Annotated in this window: 18 protein-coding genes; 9 read left to right on the forward strand and 9 right to left on the reverse strand. The window is 42.4% G+C overall.

Features of this window, described 5'->3' with window-relative positions; genetic code table 11:
• The first annotated feature begins 106 nt into the window (after positions 1-106).
• Positions 107-1,087, forward strand: a complete 981-nt coding sequence (locus OCU77_RS21210) for a GlxA family transcriptional regulator (protein WP_048897631.1) — start codon at positions 107-109, stop codon at positions 1,085-1,087.
• Between the two features lie 90 nt (positions 1,088-1,177).
• Positions 1,178-1,906, forward strand: a complete 729-nt coding sequence (locus tag OCU77_RS21215; protein ID WP_048897630.1) for a hypothetical protein — start codon at positions 1,178-1,180, stop codon at positions 1,904-1,906.
• Here OCU77_RS21215 and OCU77_RS21220 read toward each other — a convergent pair.
• Positions 1,903-2,385: a methylated-DNA--[protein]-cysteine S-methyltransferase gene (locus tag OCU77_RS21220; RefSeq protein ID WP_048897629.1), complete on the reverse strand. Its 483-nt coding sequence runs from the start codon at positions 2,383-2,385 to the stop codon at positions 1,903-1,905. The genes OCU77_RS21215 and OCU77_RS21220 overlap by 4 nt on opposite strands.
• 408 nt (positions 2,386-2,793) lie before the next feature.
• Between OCU77_RS21220 and OCU77_RS21225 the strand changes: the two genes are divergently transcribed.
• Complete coding sequence (locus OCU77_RS21225) at positions 2,794-3,453, forward strand: nitroreductase family protein (protein ID WP_048897673.1); 660 nt, start codon at positions 2,794-2,796, stop codon at positions 3,451-3,453.
• A 100-nt stretch (positions 3,454-3,553) separates the two neighbouring features.
• Here OCU77_RS21225 and OCU77_RS21230 read toward each other — a convergent pair whose 3' ends face one another.
• Together OCU77_RS21230 and OCU77_RS21235 are read right to left on the reverse strand one after the other, a co-directional pair.
• A complete protein-coding gene (locus OCU77_RS21230; protein WP_048897628.1) occupies positions 3,554-4,225 on the reverse strand; it encodes a PH domain-containing protein in 672 nt (223 codons plus the stop codon).
• A 62-nt stretch (positions 4,226-4,287) separates the two neighbouring features.
• Positions 4,288-4,752: a c-type cytochrome gene (locus OCU77_RS21235; protein ID WP_315972521.1), complete on the reverse strand. Its 465-nt coding sequence runs from the start codon at positions 4,750-4,752 to the stop codon at positions 4,288-4,290.
• Positions 4,753-4,898: 146 nt separating this feature from the next.
• On the opposite strand from OCU77_RS21235, the gene OCU77_RS21240 reads away from it, so the two are divergent.
• Positions 4,899-5,525, forward strand: coding sequence for a cytochrome b/b6 domain-containing protein (locus OCU77_RS21240; protein WP_048897627.1), 627 nt, complete (start codon positions 4,899-4,901; stop codon positions 5,523-5,525).
• Between the two features lie 10 nt (positions 5,526-5,535).
• Positions 5,536-5,967 carry a MarR family winged helix-turn-helix transcriptional regulator gene (locus tag OCU77_RS21245; RefSeq protein WP_048897626.1) on the forward strand — a complete coding sequence of 144 codons (432 nt, stop codon included), beginning with the start codon at positions 5,536-5,538 and terminating at the stop codon, positions 5,965-5,967.
• A gap of 212 nt (positions 5,968-6,179) precedes the next feature.
• On the opposite strand, the gene ppiC is transcribed toward OCU77_RS21245, so the two are convergent.
• From ppiC to OCU77_RS21260, 3 genes are all read right to left on the reverse strand, one after another.
• The gene (gene ppiC / locus OCU77_RS21250) at positions 6,180-6,461 is read right to left on the reverse strand and encodes a peptidylprolyl isomerase PpiC (RefSeq protein WP_048897625.1); all 282 of its coding nucleotides are present in this window, start codon (positions 6,459-6,461) and stop codon (positions 6,180-6,182) included.
• Positions 6,462-6,691: 230 nt separating this feature from the next.
• Entirely contained in the window at positions 6,692-8,188 is a 1,497-nt protein-coding gene (locus OCU77_RS21255; protein WP_048897624.1) for a peptide MFS transporter, read from the reverse strand.
• A gap of 398 nt (positions 8,189-8,586) precedes the next feature.
• The gene (locus OCU77_RS21260; protein ID WP_048897623.1) at positions 8,587-10,479 is read right to left on the reverse strand and encodes a methyl-accepting chemotaxis protein; all 1,893 of its coding nucleotides are present in this window, start codon (positions 10,477-10,479) and stop codon (positions 8,587-8,589) included.
• A 207-nt stretch (positions 10,480-10,686) separates the two neighbouring features.
• On the opposite strand from OCU77_RS21260, the gene OCU77_RS21265 reads away from it, so the two are divergent.
• The 3 genes from OCU77_RS21265 to OCU77_RS21275 are packed head-to-tail and all read left to right on the forward strand — an operon-like array spanning position 10,687 to position 13,047.
• The gene (locus tag OCU77_RS21265; protein WP_107302614.1) at positions 10,687-11,058 is read left to right on the forward strand and encodes a PepSY domain-containing protein; all 372 of its coding nucleotides are present in this window, start codon (positions 10,687-10,689) and stop codon (positions 11,056-11,058) included.
• Positions 11,055-11,720 carry a response regulator transcription factor gene (locus OCU77_RS21270; protein WP_107302613.1) on the forward strand — a complete coding sequence of 222 codons (666 nt, stop codon included), beginning with the start codon at positions 11,055-11,057 and terminating at the stop codon, positions 11,718-11,720. Before OCU77_RS21265 ends, OCU77_RS21270 begins: the two co-directional genes overlap by 4 nt.
• Complete coding sequence (locus tag OCU77_RS21275) at positions 11,704-13,047, forward strand: ATP-binding protein (protein ID WP_107302612.1); 1,344 nt, start codon at positions 11,704-11,706, stop codon at positions 13,045-13,047. The genes OCU77_RS21270 and OCU77_RS21275 overlap by 17 nt, the downstream gene beginning before the upstream one ends.
• A gap of 104 nt (positions 13,048-13,151) precedes the next feature.
• Here OCU77_RS21275 and OCU77_RS21280 read toward each other — a convergent pair whose 3' ends face one another.
• Positions 13,152-13,394: a hypothetical protein gene (locus OCU77_RS21280; RefSeq protein ID WP_048897621.1), complete on the reverse strand. Its 243-nt coding sequence runs from the start codon at positions 13,392-13,394 to the stop codon at positions 13,152-13,154.
• Positions 13,395-13,584: 190 nt separating this feature from the next.
• Here OCU77_RS21280 and OCU77_RS21285 point away from each other — a divergent pair, with 190 nt between their 5' ends.
• Positions 13,585-15,231, forward strand: a complete 1,647-nt coding sequence (locus OCU77_RS21285) for an ABC-ATPase domain-containing protein (protein WP_048897620.1) — start codon at positions 13,585-13,587, stop codon at positions 15,229-15,231.
• Positions 15,232-15,353: 122 nt separating this feature from the next.
• Here the strand turns inward: OCU77_RS21285 and OCU77_RS21290 are convergent, their stop codons facing one another.
• Together OCU77_RS21290 and OCU77_RS21295 are read right to left on the reverse strand one after the other, a co-directional pair.
• Positions 15,354-16,010 (reverse strand): GNAT family N-acetyltransferase, encoded by a 657-nt coding sequence (locus tag OCU77_RS21290; RefSeq protein WP_048897619.1) that lies wholly within the window; start codon positions 16,008-16,010, stop codon positions 15,354-15,356.
• A 54-nt stretch (positions 16,011-16,064) separates the two neighbouring features.
• A complete protein-coding gene (locus OCU77_RS21295) occupies positions 16,065-17,477 on the reverse strand; it encodes an FAD-dependent oxidoreductase (protein ID WP_048897671.1) in 1,413 nt (470 codons plus the stop codon).
• Positions 17,478-17,520 lie beyond the last annotated feature (43 nt).

The following is a 17,520-nucleotide window of genomic DNA, read 5'->3' on the forward strand; positions in this document are numbered from 1 at the left end:
TACTACAAAACAATAATTTGCGGCTAGGTTACCAATTTGCACTGGTTTATCACCCTGCATTTATGCCAAAATCACTGTCATTCACGCCAAAATAGTACCAATATGTATGAAAGTCGGATTTGTACTCTATCATCGCGCCCTGATCACAGGTGTATCTCTCGCCGCTGAGATGCTCAGTAGCGCAGCAAGCTTACGAGAGAGACGACTACAACGCAGTGATCCCTTTAGTATTCAGCTAATTGCCCCGAGTTTAACTTCACCTAAATTAACTGCTGGGTTGCGGTTAGAGCCCGATATCACCTTCGATGATCCCGCTGTTTTCGATGTAATCATCTTACCGCCGATGTGGGGAAACCCCTTGTCAGCACTAAGCCATACTCCCGCACTAATACCTTGGTTAATTGAGCAGTATCGTCAAGGGGCTAAATTGGTTGCAACGGGAACGGGGGTTATGCTGCTGGCTGAAACAGGACTATTAGATCATCAAGTCGCAACAACACATTGGTACTTCTACGACAAATTCACCGCTCGCTATCCAAACGTAAAACTCAACCGTAAAGCATCGATTACTGCCGCCAATGGCCTTTATTGCACGGGCAGTATCAACTCCCAAACAGAGATGATTTTGTTTTTGATTGCGCAACAATACGGTCAGAAAATCGCAACCACAATCGAAACCCACTACGGCCATGAGATATCAAAGTCAACGCAGCAGCCATTTTACCAAATTGGTGGCGAGGTACAGTTTGATGAGTCTATTGCGTTTGCACAAGATTGGATGAAGCGTCATTTATCGCAAGTGATCACCACGCAGCAAGTAGCAGATGCCTGTGAACTTCCCTTGCGAACCTTTAGTCGCAAATTTAAAGATCAAGTCGGTGAAGCCCCTCATCAGTACTTACAACAAATACGGATGGAAGCGGCACAAGAGTTATTGCGGGATTTTGGAATGAGCATTCAAGACGTCGCCGAGCAAGTGGGTTATAAAGATGCGTACCATTTTTCGACCCGATTTAAACAAGCCTTCGCAATGACTCCTGCACAGTATCGCACCATGGTAAAAGCAAAAATATATAACGCGAGTTAACCGAAAGTAAGATTTGTCTAACAGCTGATACACTGGAAAATCGTACTGCCACATACACTGTCAATATTCATTCACGCAATGGTGGCACTTATGTGGTTCATTCTGTTTGTCGTCATCAAATACATAAAACGCGCTGGCATCTATGCTGTCAGCGTCGTGGCGATTTACGGCTATGGCGCTCAAGCTGGCGTACTACCGACGAGTAAAATCACGATTGATGCCCATCAATGCCGCCTCGACTTTTTCCATCTAGCGAAAAATCAGCAACAAGAATTTGAACCCATTATTCAACTAGCCATGGTGTACACTAAAAATAGCCAGAGCCGTTATGTCGCTATAAAACGCAAAATACCCCTTAATAAGCACACATCAGCCCAATACGAAAATATTCAATATCAACGCGCGCATAAACCTGTTGCTGTATTCACAACCTATTGGCAACCACTGAATAAAGAGCATCAAATAGGTGGGCTTGTGGTGTTAGGCAGTGATAATTACCAACAAGCTTTTGATAAAATCACATCTTTAATGTTTCAAGATGAAGGGCATTTCGAGCTGTCACCACAGCAAAGTAAGTCTTTACTAGGGTCTTCATTAGAGCCCTTGAACTCCCTGCAACCTCAACATCATCAAACAGTGAATAACGATAAAAAAAACATAATTACCAGTAACTTAAACAAAAGAAACAGCAGGAAGCCATTAGAAAACAAGCCCCCAAAACAACAATATCCCTCAACGAAAGCACGGCAAGGGATATATCAGTTTTATGTACAAGATGATCATCTAGGTCAGTTTCAACAATGTCTACATAGCACCTAATCGTCGCTGACAAGCGAGCCTTCTAGCTTTAATAGGTAAGCCTTCATATCCACGCCGCCTGCATACCCTGTTAATTTCCCATTAGAACCAATAACACGATGGCAAGGTACAATAATAGCGATCGGGTTCTTGCCATTCGCAGCACCGACAGCTCTCACGGCTTTAGGGTTGTTAATCGCATCCGCTATAGTCTTATACGAGCAGGTTTCGCCATAAGGAATACTTCGAAGTGCTCGCCACACCTGCTTTTGAAACTCAGTGCCTTCAGGGGCAAGAGGTACGGTAAAACGCGTCAATGTCCCAGAGAAATAAGCGTCAAGCTGGTAACAACATTCAGTAAATGGTTCTTGTGTTAATAGCCAATCAGGATCGATATCGTCATCTTCACGCTGTGACGCAAGTGTTAGCCCCGTCAAGCCATGTTCATTTGCTAGTAAACGAATCTTACCTAAAGGAGATGGATGGAAATGACAAAACATTTTGCGCCTCGGGTAAATAAACGATTGAAAATGAAGTTATCACCATAATGCCGTTTTTCTCGTCATGATGCACCACTCTATTGATATTAATAACAATAGAAGAATCAATAACACCTAATTTTTATCTTCTTACCACTATTTTTACTCGTCATCCGTGGTTAGATAGCGTTCAGTCAATGAAAAAGCGTGCTCTTAATTCAAGAATACCGTCGCCATTACAAGCCAACTCACCACTAAACATGATTAAGTGCACACTCTATTATGGGTAATTATTACCATAATGATTGGAGCAAACCGCTATTTTTCCTTTCTATCATTCCCTTTATTCTTGCTGCCAACAACACGGTTGAAGCTAATAACTCAAACAGCCGTCACTCTATTAGTACAAATAAAACGCTGGAGAGCACCATGTCTCATCAAATCATCGCCGATCTAAACACGCGTTACACTGCGAAAAAATACGACGCAACCAAGCGTATTTCCCCTGCGGATATGGATGTCATCAAAGAAGCTATTCGTCTATCTGCATCGTCAATCAACTCGCAACCTTGGAAGTTTATTGTGATTGAAAGCGATGAAGCAAAGCAGCGTTTCCATGATACTTTTGCCAATATGCACCAGTTCAACCAACCGCATGCTAAAGAAGCATCACACACTGTACTGTTCGCTTATAACCCGCACTATAGTAAAGATGAATACAAGAAAGTGGTTGATGTAGAAGTTACATCTGGGCACTTACCTGCAGACAGATATGACGCAATGCTCAATGGCGCCTACGGTTTCGCAGAAGCCAATACAGATGAAAATGGCTTTAATGGTGATTGGACCAAAGCGCAAACCTATATTGCACTAGGCAACACATTACACACTCTCGCACGACTCGGTATTGATTCCACACCGATGGAAGGCGTGGACTCCAAGTTAATTGGTGAAGTATTTAAAGACGAGCTTGATGGTTACGTTTGTGATGTTGCACTAGCTATGGGCTATCGCCTTGCAGAAGGTGATTACAACTACGGTTTACCTAAATCTCGCCTAGCAGCTGAAGATGTAATCACAGTCCTTTAATCCGCAGCTGCTGAGTAACAACATAATCTTCAAAAACCGCCAATGGCTAAGTTGGCGGTTTTTCTATATCTCATATAACAGCGATTTATGCCGTGATAGCTTACTGAGTAAGTTGTACTTTATGGCCAAGATACATCACTTCAACCGTAGCATAACCTAAGTTGACTGCCTCAAATTGTTTGCTCAATTCACGCGCATGCTGTGCATCTGTTGCTAAAAAGGAAACATTATAAATTGGACGTTCTACACCATCAGCGAGCATTTGGGTATTCAAGTATGAAGATGTAATGAGGCCCGCCTGATTTAAACCAATAACACGTTGTAAATCGACACCTAAAACACGATCCATTTCGAGTGCATCAATGCCTTCACGCCATGTAAATGTCACCCCATAATTTTTATGTACGGGTGTATTATCCAGCCATTTATTGCCTAGCAAGCGTACATTATTAATTTTTACCAGTTCTTTTTTATAAAGAGGCAAATTTGCCAACTTCGCTTTGGCATTGGCTTCATCTGTCGCATCAATAACAAAACGAATAAGTTTCATCGGCTTACCGTCAATACTGCTATCAAAGACAAACATATCTTTAATTTCACCGTTATTCACTAACTGGCCAAAAGCAGCACGTTGCTCCGACATCGTCGCTAGTACATCATTCGCGTCATTAGTGTTCCATGCGAGTTCAACCCCGTAATCAGCAGCAGAGACAGCAGTACTTACCGATAGAGAAGCAAAGATAACAGTGGCAATAGTCATTAATTTTTTCATGGTTCTACCCTTTTGGTTAATTATATTTATTTTGCTGACGTTCTTTCTAATTCGGCTATTGGTTAAAAGCGCGAACGGTAACTACGGTGACAACTGCGGCAAGTCTTTTCGGCTTGCGACAATCCTGTTTTTAATTCACTAAGGTTTTGCTGTTCGCTTGCTTGATGCATTTGTTGAAAGCCCGTATCCATTTGAGCCAACAAAGCATTAAATTTTTCAGGCTTATTCCATACCTCTTTTTTCGCTTTACTGCCGCTTTGACTTCCTTCAGGGAATAATGTCATCAACGCTTTACTGTGATCAGCAAGTTGCTCACTTATCAAAACAAGTTGCTGCCAATCAGAATCTTGACCATCAATACTTTTTGAAGCTGTTTTCAAATCGCTTTCTATGCTGCTAAAGGCTGTTTGACGCTGGGCGATCGCTTGGTCGTAACTATCAATACCTGCCTTCGCAAGCACTGGCAAACTAATAACCAGCGGTAGCAAGACCAAGGCACATACTTTTTTCTTCATTCGCTTTCTCATAACTCTCTCCAAGTTTGATTGGTTGCCACTGCTGGCTTGCTTTTTAATTTACACAGCAATAGTTGCAATTGCAACTATTGCTGTGTAAATTATTTCCATCGTATAGATAGAGCATCAACGCATCGAACACTGATTAAGGGTATAGAATGAAAATTTGGGATCTTTCCGCACGCATTTATCACTGGTTGCAAGCCACTTTATTTTGCTTACTTCTTGCATCTGGCTTTTCAGGTAAAGACGCACATATCCCTCTTGGGCTTATGTTGTTTACTTTGATTATGTGGCGATTAATTTGGGGAATTGTTGGCAGTGACACCAGCCGGTTTACGTATTTCCTACGATCACCATCAAGTGTGCTCCGTTATTTGCGCGGTAAAGAAAACGCTAAAGCAGGCCATAACCCACTGGGAGGATGGATGGTTCTTTGTATGATAGGGACTCTGTTATTGCAGTGTATCTCAGGACTAGCCCTTGCAGGATTGCTCGATAACCTTCCTTTTTCTGACTATTGGCTCACAGACAGTGTTTTTGCAGCATTAGAAGGTATCCATCTTCTTTTAGCCAATGGATTGCCTGTCCTGATCGCTTTGCACCTTGGTGCAATTCTTATCTACAAATTACGCGCTAAACCACTGGTCATGGCTATGTTAACGGGCTATCAAAAAGAAACACGAGAAACACCTCACACACTGTATTTTGCGTCTAACGCACGTGCATTACTCGTGCTAACTGTCGCAGGATTCGTTACTATTGCAATAGTTGCATTCGCATAAGAGAAAAATAATGGACGAACAATTTGATAGGCAAAAGAGTTTTGGTTGGATGATCAATGTAGTCGCAAGCCAAGCAGCCAAAAACCTCGAAACTGAGCTTGCAAAGCATGATTTTCCACGTTCACTCTGGCCAACCATGATGTGCTTATGGGAAAAAGAAGGGGTAACTCAGCGAGAGATTGCCCAAATCGCCAAAGTGGAAAACTCCACCACGACACGCATTATTGACAAACTCGAAGTATTAGGGCTCGTTGAACGTCGTGACGATCCCAACAGCCGTCGTTCATATCGTATTTATTTAACGAAGGCTGGACGAGATTTGAAAGGCACTTTGCAACCTGTTGCCTTGAAAGTAAATAAAGAGATCCTTGATGTGCTTGAACCTAAAGAACAAGATGAGATGATCCGTTTACTGCAAAAAATGATGCCGACATCTGTATAGCATTATTTAAAGCCTGAGAGCGTCTGCCATCGATGTTTTTAGGCTTTAACCTCCACTTCCTCTAATCAAAACCAAGCGAAAACGCAACCATTTCTATATCTAGAAATAGCAAAGTATGGCATGCAAAAACAAATAACCTCGCATAAAGCGAGGCCATTGACTTAGGGGCTCATCCATATCGCGAAATAAGCGATAAGGTGTATGCGTTCAAGCTAAGTGCGGTAAAGTACCTTGATGATATGGTAACCAAATTTGGTTTTTACTGGACCAAGGTTTTCTAGTACTTTGCCAGAGAACACGGCTTTATCGAATGCAGGAACCATCGCACCTTTACGAAACTCACCTAAATCACCACCTCGTTTACCTGACGGGCACGTCGAGTACTTCTTCGCTAGTGTTTGAAATTTTGCACCCTTCTTTAGTTGCTTTAGGATGTCATCGGCTTGTTCTTTGTGCTTAACAAGAATGTGAAGCGCTGCTGCTGTGCTAGCCATGTTAGTATCTTACCTTTACAGTCACGAATAGATTCGTCGATTGGAATCAAGGCATTTTGCTACGTTGTTCGCTATTGTTCAACTCCTGAGTATCAAGACCTTCTTGTTTTGGCTATCTCATATCCACCCAATTATATCTTAGCGACTTGAATACCCTTCATCCCCTAAAGCTCATAAAGAGCCCCATATAGGGGCTCTACATAATTCACTACGTACAATTATTTAAGAAATTAACAAGCAATAGAGATATTTCTTCTTCGTAACGCATTCTGCAGCACATACATCACAAAGCAAAGGCCCACACCTGCAAGGATCGCAATTTCTCCCATCGAAAAAAAGTAATCGGCGTAGGCATGCAAAGAGCCAATTTTATCCGTACTCCCTTGTGGAACAGCAACCAACTTACCTAACTGCCCCGAGATTAAGTTAGACATTGACGAGGCCAAATACCAAGCTCCCATCGCGAACGCTATCATTTTCGGGTGGCAATAAAGACCGATCATTGAAAGCCCTACAGCACTAACAAAGAGTTCAGCAATAGTAACTAATAGATATGACAAACCAACATAGTTTGCATTAACAATCCCGGTGTCGTAAGACTGCGTTGCACCAAACCAAAGTGCTATCATAGAAACACCCGCCAAGATAACACCGACCGAGAATTGATATGGGATCGTGAAGTTTTGGTATTTGCTATAAAACTTCGGCAATGCTGAACCGATCAGCAGAATAATGAATGGGTTAATCATTTGAAATTGCGCGGCTGATAAGTTGATACCAAGTAGTGACAAATCAGTATTGTTCTTTGTAAACATAACCATGGTTGTGGCCATTTGGTTATACAAAACAAAAAAGATGATCGCAACAACAATTAGGAAGGTTGCCACTAATTGCTTGGTTCTATCATCACCAGATAATAATAATGTTCGAACACAGAAAGTTGAAATACCCGCTACACACCCAATGCCAATAATATATGTACTTACATGTGGATTTAAATAAGCAAAGAAAGCAACCGCATAACCTGCAACCAAATAACAAATAACAGGAATCAGTCGATTAAGTGTCATTTTACTTTTATCTTTATCATCGATAACATTTTCATAGATATTATGCTTAGCAACGAAGTTTAAAGCCGCTAATGCTTTACCTATAACAACAATACCTAGCACTGACATTACGCCATATTGGCTATCCATTAAAAGTGGCGCAAGGCCAATCCCCACTAACGAGCCGATATTGATAGACATGTAGTAATAAGTCATACCAGATTTACTACCGACTTCGTCTTGCTTATAGATCTTACTCACCAGCGCCGATGAAGGCGACCCCACTAAGGCGTTGATTGCTGGGATTAATGCATAAGCGGCAATAAATGCTGTCGTACCAAATACATGGACATAAGAACTACCTAAATACACCAAGCCGTAGGCAACTGCCAAGAGTACGATACCAAGGGTGATACCTCGACGTAGGCCTAAGTATTTATCAATAATGAAACCCGCTAAAATTGGCATCATATAACCAATAGCTTGCGTTACTCCCATAAACTCATAGGCTTCTTTTTCCGTCATACCCAACCCATCTTTTGCTAACGGCATGGTTAGAAAAAGAATGAAGATTGACATAATTGAATAAGATGCAAACTGACCGAGAAAAGTAATGGTAGTTACATTGAAGACTTGACTCTTTATTAAACTCTTATCATTAGATAATGTTGCACTCACTTTCCTACTTCCTTGATTGTATTATTATGAGATCCTATTAATAGCATACGAGCCTTTTACTCATACTCTTTAAAAATGGAATCTTTACTTTAACTTTTAATCTAAAAACATGAATTAATTAAAGTTATAACCAATAAAAGATGTGGCTTTGTTTTGTACTCTAATCATCAGTACTGTTTGCGATTTTTAATTAAACTTGAAAATATACTTAATAACCTTTAAAACCTTTATAAAAACCGAACATTCACGACATCTATACATAGTCAATGGTTAATATATACATAACTAATCATTTAGACGTAAAAACAATAGATATAAAAAAGCCCAACGATGTTGGGCTTTATTGATAGATAGATAAATTAATAACTTAACTATTCGAGGTTCTAAGCATCAGAACTTTATAGCTTATAACGTTCAACTTCTTGTTCCAACTGATCAGCCAAGGCTTTCAACCCTTCCGCTTGTTTTGCCGCGGCCAGTGCTTCTTCAGCCATCTGATTGGCAACTTCTTGAACACCCTCTGTATTACGGCTAATTTCTGCTGTGACACTTGATTGTTCTTCCGCTGCGGAAGCAATCTGAGTAGACATATCATTAATCACTGTAATTTGGCGTGCAATATCATCAAGACTAACACCAGCATTGTTCACATCTTGAACGCTGGTTTCAGCTAATTGATGGCTATCAGACATAACATCGACCGCTTGCTTCGTCGTTGACTGTAAAGTTTCAATCATCGATTGAATCTCTTCAGTAGAAGTATGTGTACGTTGCGACAGCACTCGTACCTCATCAGCCACAACAGCAAAACCACGACCTTGCTCACCAGCACGTGCCGCTTCTATTGCTGCATTTAGGGCTAACAAGTTTGTTTGCTCCGCTATCGAACGGATGGTGGCAAGAATAGAACTAATTTTTAACGCATGATCATTCAAGTGCTCAATGATATTCACTGCACTATCAACCTCTTGCGCTAAGTTACCAATAGAAGTTTGGCTTTGCCCAACCTGAACATGACCATTTTCAGACAGGCCCACTGCCTCTTCAGCGCTTTTAGCCGTATTTTCAGCATTATTCGCAATCTCTTGCGTGGCACTAGCCATTTCAGCCACGGCCGTCGCCACCATAGTGATTTCATCTTGTTGACGACGAATACTTTCACTACGCGCAAACGCGGAATCAGCCGTGTTTGCTGCTGCTTCATTCAGGTGATGGGTAATATCACGCAGTTTCGTTGCCATCACGTGCTGGCGTGAAACAAACTGATTGAAGTTGTCTGCCAATTTGCCAATATCATCGTCGGTTTGAACATCAATGCGTACTGTCAAATCCCCTTCACCATTAGCAATATCTGCTAATGCATCTGACACTGTGTTCAATTCACGCAATTGATGAGTAACTAACCATGCCACGAAGACAGACACAAAGAGTAGAATCACGAGACCAATCAAAGCTTGTTTAATCAACATGTCGCGCATCGGTGCTTCAAGTGTGTCTTGATCCATCACTAGCGCAATCGCCCAAGAGGTATTTGGCACCGCTGCGACAACAACCGCTTTTTCTACACCACCCACTTGGCTAAAGAAGAAGTTATCTCCCGCCATAACGCGCTGAAGCTTATCAGCGGCAAAATCTGCACCAATATCTGTCAGTGGTTTTAATTGCATTTTTGCATTAGGGTGAGCAACAACAACATTATCGCGGGTATCAAGTAGCATGGCATAACCTTTACCTGGCACGTTAATATTGAGGATATCTTTTACCAATTCACCCATGGCAAGATTAGAGGCTGCGACACCAACAATTTCACCTTGCTGAAATACAGGATCAGCCAATGTCACCACCAAGGTTTGCATAGTATGACTAACATACGGCTTGGTCGTGATAGGTTGGCGAGCAGCATATGCTTCTTTGTACCAACCGCGGGTACGAGGATCGTATCCAGCTTTATTCAAGGACGGATCATGACGGTGCATCACACCTTCACGGGTACCGTAGTAACTTAGGCCAAAATCACCCGCCACTAGCGTTTGTTTTAAGTGAGAAACAATGTCTAAGTTTGGTTTGAGTTCAATCGCTTCTTTTAGTGCTTGAACTGCTTGCTGGCGGGCACCAAACCAATCACCGATCCCTTTGCTATAAGCCGCTGCAGTATTGTGACTTTCGCTACGAATTGCACTCCATGCTTGGTCCTTCATTGATTGATACGAAAACCAGCTCAATACGACAATTGTCAAAAAAATTAATGAAAGGCTTGATAAAACCAATTTCATCTTTAAAGATAACCGCATAATATCCCTTATAATAATTAGCACGTCTAAAACCATTTATATATAACGGATATTAATGCAAGCAGTAATTCGATCTGCGACACATATCAAACTAATTACAATGCACTCAATTGACAGGGTAGAATGAGAGCAAAATGTTCACTTTGAGTTCACCTTGCATCACTTACAATACTCACCATGATAAATATTCACTGGTGGAAGGTACTTATGAAGGTAAGCAAAATCATTAAGTCACTGACATTAAGCACGATTATTTGCTGGATTGCCCTGATGAGTGCAACAGCAACCGCTGCCCCCACACCACGATTAGAAATCGACGAAGATCATGATGATTTCATGGAAGCCGTTGAACAAGGACTGATCCAATCTTTTTCGGCATTACAAACGACCGTTGCGCGTCAATTACATGGTCGTATCATCAAAGTGGAATTAGAAGAAGATGATGATATCTGGATCTATGAGCTAAAATTGCTCGATCCAAACAATAATATCGTCAAAGTTGAATACGATGCCCGTACGCTTTCTATTATCAAAATATCAGGGCGTCAGCTTGAGAATATTATCAAGGGAACAGAATGAAAATCTTAGTTGTTGAAGACGAAGTTACGCTAGGCGGTCAAATTGTTGAAGGCCTAGAACAAAATGGCTGGGTTGCCGAATTATCATGTGATGGCATCGATGCATTATACCGCGCGACCTCAGAGCCTTGGGATGCCATTGTCCTTGATCTGGGGCTACCTAAATTAGACGGGTTAACCGTACTTAAAGGTATTCGCGATGAAAACGTCAATACGCCCGTGGTTATTCTTAGTGCCCGAAATGAATTAACTCAGCGTGTTGAAGGATTAAATGCAGGCGCCGATGACTACCTTACAAAACCCTTTCAAATGGTTGAATTAGTCGCTCGTTTACGTGCCCAACTTCGTCGAGCATCAGGCAGTGGCTCACCAGTGATTCAAGCAAGCGGCCTAAGCTTAGATACACGTACATCTAAAGTCATGTGGCAAGGCCAAGCTATCGACTTAACAGCACTTGAATTTAAAGTGCTTGCTTACCTGATGCATAACACTGATAAAGTGATTTCTCGTACTGAACTGGTTGAGCATATCTATAAGCAAGATTTCGACCGTGACTCCAACACCATTGAAGTCTTCATTGGTCGCATTCGCCGAAAAATTGGTGGTGATGTCATCAAAACTGTTCGAGGGCTAGGATACCGCATTAATGCCGATGCAAAATAAGGCCAACCGAACACCCGCAAGTCTTCGCAGCCGCTTACTTTTTGCGGCGGCTGCTTGGCTATTGCTGATCACCCTGAGTGCGGGTTATCTCGTCCCTAACGTTATCCATCAATATTTAGTGGATCAAGAAAAGCAACAACTAGACCTGTACCTTGATGAAATAACTGCGCTGGCCGATACCGATGCCAATGGACGTATTACCATTACCGCGCCGATGGCTAACCCTCGATTTCAATCACCCTACAGCGGTTTATATTGGTCGCTCAGTACCGAACAATTCCAACTTCGCTCTCGCTCATTGTGGGATAGCCGTATTTCAGGCAACGAAGAGGAAGGCTTCACAGGGCCAAACGACCAAGCATTACTGACTGTCGAGCGTGACATCTATCTACCTGACATTGATGATCCCGTCTCCTTAACTATCGCGATAGATAAAAGCCGTCTTAACGACACGCTGCACCAGCTCAACCAAGGTTTATGGATTTTATTACTGATCATGGCCGTTGGTATGCTAATGCTCACTTGGCTCCAAGTAAGTTGGTCATTACTACCACTGAAAAAACTACAAGCCAATCTTAAGCAAGTACGTGACGGTGATACAACTGAGCTCAAGGCAAATTACCCTAAAGAAGTGCAACCTGTTATTGATGACTTAAATGCACTGCTTTTCCACTACCAAGAGTTGCTAGAACGAGCGCGCAATCAATCGGGCAACCTTTCTCATGCGCTAAAAACGCCCATTGCAATTCTAAACAATGAAGTAACTGTGCTGCCAAAAGACGCGAGGGAGAAGTTAGCGCCTACTATCAATCAGTTACAGCAACATATCGACTATCATCTAGGTCGGGCTCGCATGGCTGGCGCAGCCAATATTCTTGCTGCTAAAACCCAGCCTTCAGCCCGTATTGATGCAATATCTATGGCAATGGATAAAGTCTACGCCCAACGTGGTTTGGTATTAGTGAATGAAGTAGAAAGCGACATAGTGGTCGCCGTCGAGAAGCGCGATCTTGATGAAATCATTGGTAACCTTATTGAAAACAGTTACAAATGGGCTGATAACTTAATCCGCGTATATATTGAACCAAACACACAGCAAGCCGTTCACCTTGTTATTGAAGACGATGGTCCAGGGATCAGTGACGAGGGTTGTATTGAAGTGTTAAAACGCGGTGTGCGCCTTGATGAATCCACCCCAGGCACTGGCCTTGGTTTGAACATAGCGAATGAATTAACCCATAGCTATCGTGGTGAATTAAAACTTTCTCGTGCCCATCTTGGTGGTTTGAGAGTGGATTTGCTGCTTCCTCTTCCACGAGGGGCTTAAACTTAATAGAGCCTATATTCCATCTAGACTAGAGACGAAATATAGGCTCCTTATATATGGCACGCATTCCGCGTTTTACTTACGTCATAACCTGCTACGTCATGCTAATAAGCAGGCCACACCGTCAAATTTACAATACGAACAACCACACCTAATACAAAGCTCGCCACGCCCATTCGATACCAGCGGTATTCAGCCACGTTCATCCCTACCCGCTTAAAAAACATGGTCGCCACACCCAACCAATTATGAGTTCGCTGGCCAAATTGCAGCATGCTTTTTGCAATCATTAACACGCCTAAGGTAATCAAAAGCATCTCTATGACTGACAGACTTGTTTGCAGCATGTTCACTTCCCTTTGATAGCACTTACTTCTATTCTCAGCATAAGCGAAAGGGGTAAATCAGCAATTAGACCTTAGTGGCAAGGGGATACACTTTATTTCAACGGATTACCATAAAAGCCACATGCTTATTTAAGCGCTTTGGTGTAGTATCGCCTCCCCGAGAATGAACAACTACTGATATCGAGGCACTATGCAACTTCTCGAAGCCAAATTACAAAAAATCGATCGACACAATTACCGCAGCTATTCTAGCCTTCGTGGCGAATACAAATTCGTCGACTTCGACTTTTATATCGATATCACCCAAGCAGACCCATACGCGCCAGCTTCTCGGGTTCGTGCGCACCGCGCATGGTCATTGACTGATCTTGCTTGGCTGAAAGACCAATCTGCAGATTACCAACGTGCAGCACGTGATTTTATTGCGCGTGCATTCGCCGATCTTGCTCAGCAAGAGAATGGGATCCGAATTGACCGCCCAGGACAAACCGTTCTTGATCGTACTGCTGTTGTCTTCGACGACGAAGGTATTGAATTACGTTTTCGCGTAAATCTGCCGTCTGACGGTCGTACGATTATCGCCAAGAAAACGCTAAACCTACTGACCTTCACCATGCCAAAAATCATTCGCCGTGCGACTATTGCACGCGAACTGGATATTGAAGCGATGAAACGTCACTGTGAAGCGGTTGAAGACCAAGTTGCACTTCGTGCTCAGCTAAAAGAACACAACTTATTAGCCTTTGTAGCTGATAACAGTATTTTGCCACGTCTAGCTGGTAATAATGATTCACCACTTGCTGATGCTGTTCCTTTCATCGCACCTGAATCGCTAGCGATTGAATTAGACGCACCACACCGTGGTAAAATTCGCGGCATGGGCGTACCAACGGGTATCACCATGATCGTTGGTGGTGGTTTCCACGGTAAATCTACCCTATTGAATGCAATTGAAAGCTCAGTGTTTGATCATCTACCAGGTGATGGCCGTGAGTACATCGTCTCTGACGAAACAGCGGCTAAGATCCGTGCTGAAGATGGTCGCTGCGTTCATAATGTTGATCTATCTCCGTACATCTCTAACCTGCCAATGGGTAAAGATACGGCATCATTTAGCTCGCAAAACGCATCAGGCTCAACCTCACAAGCGGCATGGTTGCAAGAGTCTATCGAAGCAGGTGCACGTGCACTCCTTATCGATGAAGATACCTCAGCCTCTAACTTCATGATCCGTGACGAGCGTATGCAAGCGCTTATCGCCAAAGATGATGAACCAATCACACCACTTGTTGACCGCGTTTCACTCCTACGTGACCAGCTAAATATTTCAGTATTACTGGTAATGGGTGGCTCTGGCGATTACCTAGATGTTGCTGATACTGTCATTCAAATGCATAACTACCAAGCCATTGATGTAACAGCAAAAGCAAAAGAAGTGGTTGCGTCACACCCAACGCGCCGTGCACTAGAAGGTTCTGAATCATTACAGCGCCCTCGTACTCGCCCTATCAATCGTGCCGCTCTAAAAGCATTGCTTGAAGATGGTAAGTTCCGCGTACAAGTAAAAGACAAAACAGCAATGCGTTTTGGCCGTGAATTAGTAGATTTGAAAGCACTTGAACAAGTCGCTGATTCAAGCCAACTTCACACTATTGGCTGGCTATGGTTCCAACTGGCTCAAGGCAAAGGATGGGAAAAAGTACCGAGTAAAGCCTTTGCGAACATGCTCAATGATGACTGGTTTAGCATGATGCCAAACTACGGTGATTTAGCTAAGCCGCGTGTTATTGAAGTGATGGCGGTACTTAACCGTATGCGTAAATCTGAATTCAAATAATAGCGAACAGTACATACTGAAAGATATTCAGTTGTGATATTACGCTAACGCTCAAATAGAAAAAGCGGCTCGGTTAATCCCGAGCCGCTTTTTGTTATCTTCACCGTTATAGGCTAATCATTTCAGACTTGATCGATAACAATAAAAAACACCAGACCATCTTGGTGTTCGGCGTCACGGTGATGTTGCTTGGCAGAGTTAAAAGTCTTATGGATCTTAAAACCATACTTCTGATAAAACGAATAATCACAATCTACATCAGTCCATAGAAAAGCCGTTGCGATACCATAGGTTTTACAAAAATGTACGTAACGATCCATCAATTTACGACCTAGTCCTTTGCCTTTAAGCTCTGGACTGACAATGAAAAGATTTATTTCGCTATCAAATAACTCAGCATCCTCTTCACCCAGTTTGTCATTCAAGGTCAACTTAGCAAACTCCCTCTTCGCCGCATCCAGTTCTCCAAATGTGCCTCGTTTAAGGTGCTCATTCTTCCACTTGTTGATTTTCCTATCTGTTCGCATAAAACTTAATTCTCGAATCAGTGAAGGATGTTCATTGCTACCAAATAAGATGCCTTTCACGTTATCGGCTTCATCAACAATAATGTCTAAATGTGCATTCCAGTTTAAGCAAGTTTTCAAGTAATAGGCATAAACCGCTTTATCATCCGGAATACCTTTAAAGCCAGCATGTAAATTCCAGGTAATTTGTATGAGGCGAATACAACTTTCAAAATACGAATCATCATATTGCTTAAATATTAAATTCTTCACAGTAACCCTTACGTGCTAAATCTAGCAATGTGCAAATTAATATGGTGGAGGGGATTAATCATTCATTGCTTGTTTTGCTGCTGAGTCACCAGAATTAAAGGCTGCTTCAATCGTCGGATATTTCATGTAATCCCCCGCAAGATACACCCCCTGAAAGCTCTTTTTTAACGTATTTAGTCGAGAATAAGCCCCAAGGCTCATTACAGGGTAAGCATACTTAAACCGCTTAATATCGTAGCCTGATACTTTACTTTGTATGTTAGGCACAATATTTGATAGCTCGTCATAAACTATCGTCATCAGCTGTGTATCACTCAGCGTCATTAATGATTTATCTGCAACACCTTTTGGCGCTAAATAAGCACTGGCGATATATTCTTTTGTATCTTTCAACTCCGGGTTATAAAAACGCTCCACCCAAGTAGAGTCGTATAAATCCGTCACCACTTCACCGTCTAAAATAGCAAGATCGAACGCCTTATCGAAAATCGGGGAGTCCGAAAATAACGCGACCGTCACGTATTGTGCGTACTCGACTTTTGACAATAATGTTTTCTGTTTAGCTGTGAGGACATCTTTTGCAATCCAAGCAGTGACGGGGGCTGGCGTTGCTATTATCAGCTTATTAGCAAAGACAAATGACTCGCTTGTACCTTCAGAAAACGTCACTTTATATTTACCATCTAGCTTGATGATATTCGTCACTTCACTGTTATAACGAACGCGATCATCAAGATATTGCGCTATCGTATCTGTGATCAAGCTGATGCCTCGCTCTGTCGTCCAAGAGCCAGACTCATCAGAAGGCTCCATCAAATCACTGTAAGACGAGGTACCAAGGTAATCAAATGCCACTTCAGGCAAAATACTCAACGCTGAGATATCATTTAAATTGGCACCAAATAGTCCTCGAGACATCACGTCGTAACGACGCTGAATAAACGGGTCAATATGATTATCATCAAACCACTGCTTGGCAGTGATTGTATCCAAGGCTAGTAAATCCTCTTTGGATGCAAGGGTTAACGTTTTCTTGAGTAACTGAAGAAAGTGCTTAAACTGCTTCTCTCCTGCCATATCGTTCGTGAGCTTTGCCACCCTATCGCTGCCGATATGCATCTTACCTTGGTAGTAGCTTGCATCCATGGGTGTTGGGATCTCAACCATTGGAATGTTCAACTTATAAACGATATTCCTCAACGCCCCTTCCGGCTCACCAATATATTCCGTGCCTTTTGCATAATGGAACTGTCCTTTACGGCCATTTTCAGCAATACCACCTGCACGGTTATTTTTCTCTAAAATAATAAAGTTCTGATTCGCTTCGTTAAGTGTAAAGCCTGCAGAAAGGCCAGCAGCACCCGCCCCAACAATGACGTAATCATACTCAGTGGTTTTTGCGTGAACAGCTCCAGCAACTAACCATGCACTACTCATTACAGCAATTAGCTTTGTTATCATTTTCATTGCGACCTCGACTATCTCATCGTTATATTCAATACAAATCCCC

This window comes from Photobacterium swingsii, assembly GCF_024346715.1.
In the GTDB taxonomy this organism is placed as follows: domain Bacteria; phylum Pseudomonadota; class Gammaproteobacteria; order Enterobacterales; family Vibrionaceae; genus Photobacterium; species Photobacterium swingsii.

Coding starts and splice junctions, on each gene's coding strand:
- OCU77_RS21210 (WP_048897631.1), top strand. CDS start 107: ATGAAAGTCGGATTTGTACTCTATCATCGCGCCCTGATCACAGGTGTA.
- OCU77_RS21230 (WP_048897628.1), bottom strand. CDS start 4,225: ATGAAAAAATTAATGACTATTGCCACTGTTATCTTTGCTTCTCTATCG.
- OCU77_RS21295 (WP_048897671.1), bottom strand. CDS start 17,477: ATGAAAATGATAACAAAGCTAATTGCTGTAATGAGTAGTGCATGGTTA.
- OCU77_RS21265 (WP_107302614.1), top strand. CDS start 10,687: ATGAAGGTAAGCAAAATCATTAAGTCACTGACATTAAGCACGATTATT.
- OCU77_RS21280 (WP_048897621.1), bottom strand. CDS start 13,394: ATGCTGCAAACAAGTCTGTCAGTCATAGAGATGCTTTTGATTACCTTA.
- OCU77_RS21225 (WP_048897673.1), top strand. CDS start 2,794: ATGTCTCATCAAATCATCGCCGATCTAAACACGCGTTACACTGCGAAA.
- OCU77_RS21245 (WP_048897626.1), top strand. CDS start 5,536: ATGGACGAACAATTTGATAGGCAAAAGAGTTTTGGTTGGATGATCAAT.
- OCU77_RS21220 (WP_048897629.1), bottom strand. CDS start 2,385: ATGTTTTGTCATTTCCATCCATCTCCTTTAGGTAAGATTCGTTTACTA.
- OCU77_RS21270 (WP_107302613.1), top strand. CDS start 11,055: ATGAAAATCTTAGTTGTTGAAGACGAAGTTACGCTAGGCGGTCAAATT.
- ppiC (WP_048897625.1), bottom strand. CDS start 6,461: ATGGCTAGCACAGCAGCAGCGCTTCACATTCTTGTTAAGCACAAAGAA.
- OCU77_RS21275 (WP_107302612.1), top strand. CDS start 11,704: ATGCCGATGCAAAATAAGGCCAACCGAACACCCGCAAGTCTTCGCAGC.
- OCU77_RS21240 (WP_048897627.1), top strand. CDS start 4,899: ATGAAAATTTGGGATCTTTCCGCACGCATTTATCACTGGTTGCAAGCC.
- OCU77_RS21260 (WP_048897623.1), bottom strand. CDS start 10,479: ATGCGGTTATCTTTAAAGATGAAATTGGTTTTATCAAGCCTTTCATTA.
- OCU77_RS21235 (WP_315972521.1), bottom strand. CDS start 4,752: ATGAGAAAGCGAATGAAGAAAAAAGTATGTGCCTTGGTCTTGCTACCG.
- OCU77_RS21215 (WP_048897630.1), top strand. CDS start 1,178: ATGTGGTTCATTCTGTTTGTCGTCATCAAATACATAAAACGCGCTGGC.
- OCU77_RS21285 (WP_048897620.1), top strand. CDS start 13,585: ATGCAACTTCTCGAAGCCAAATTACAAAAAATCGATCGACACAATTAC.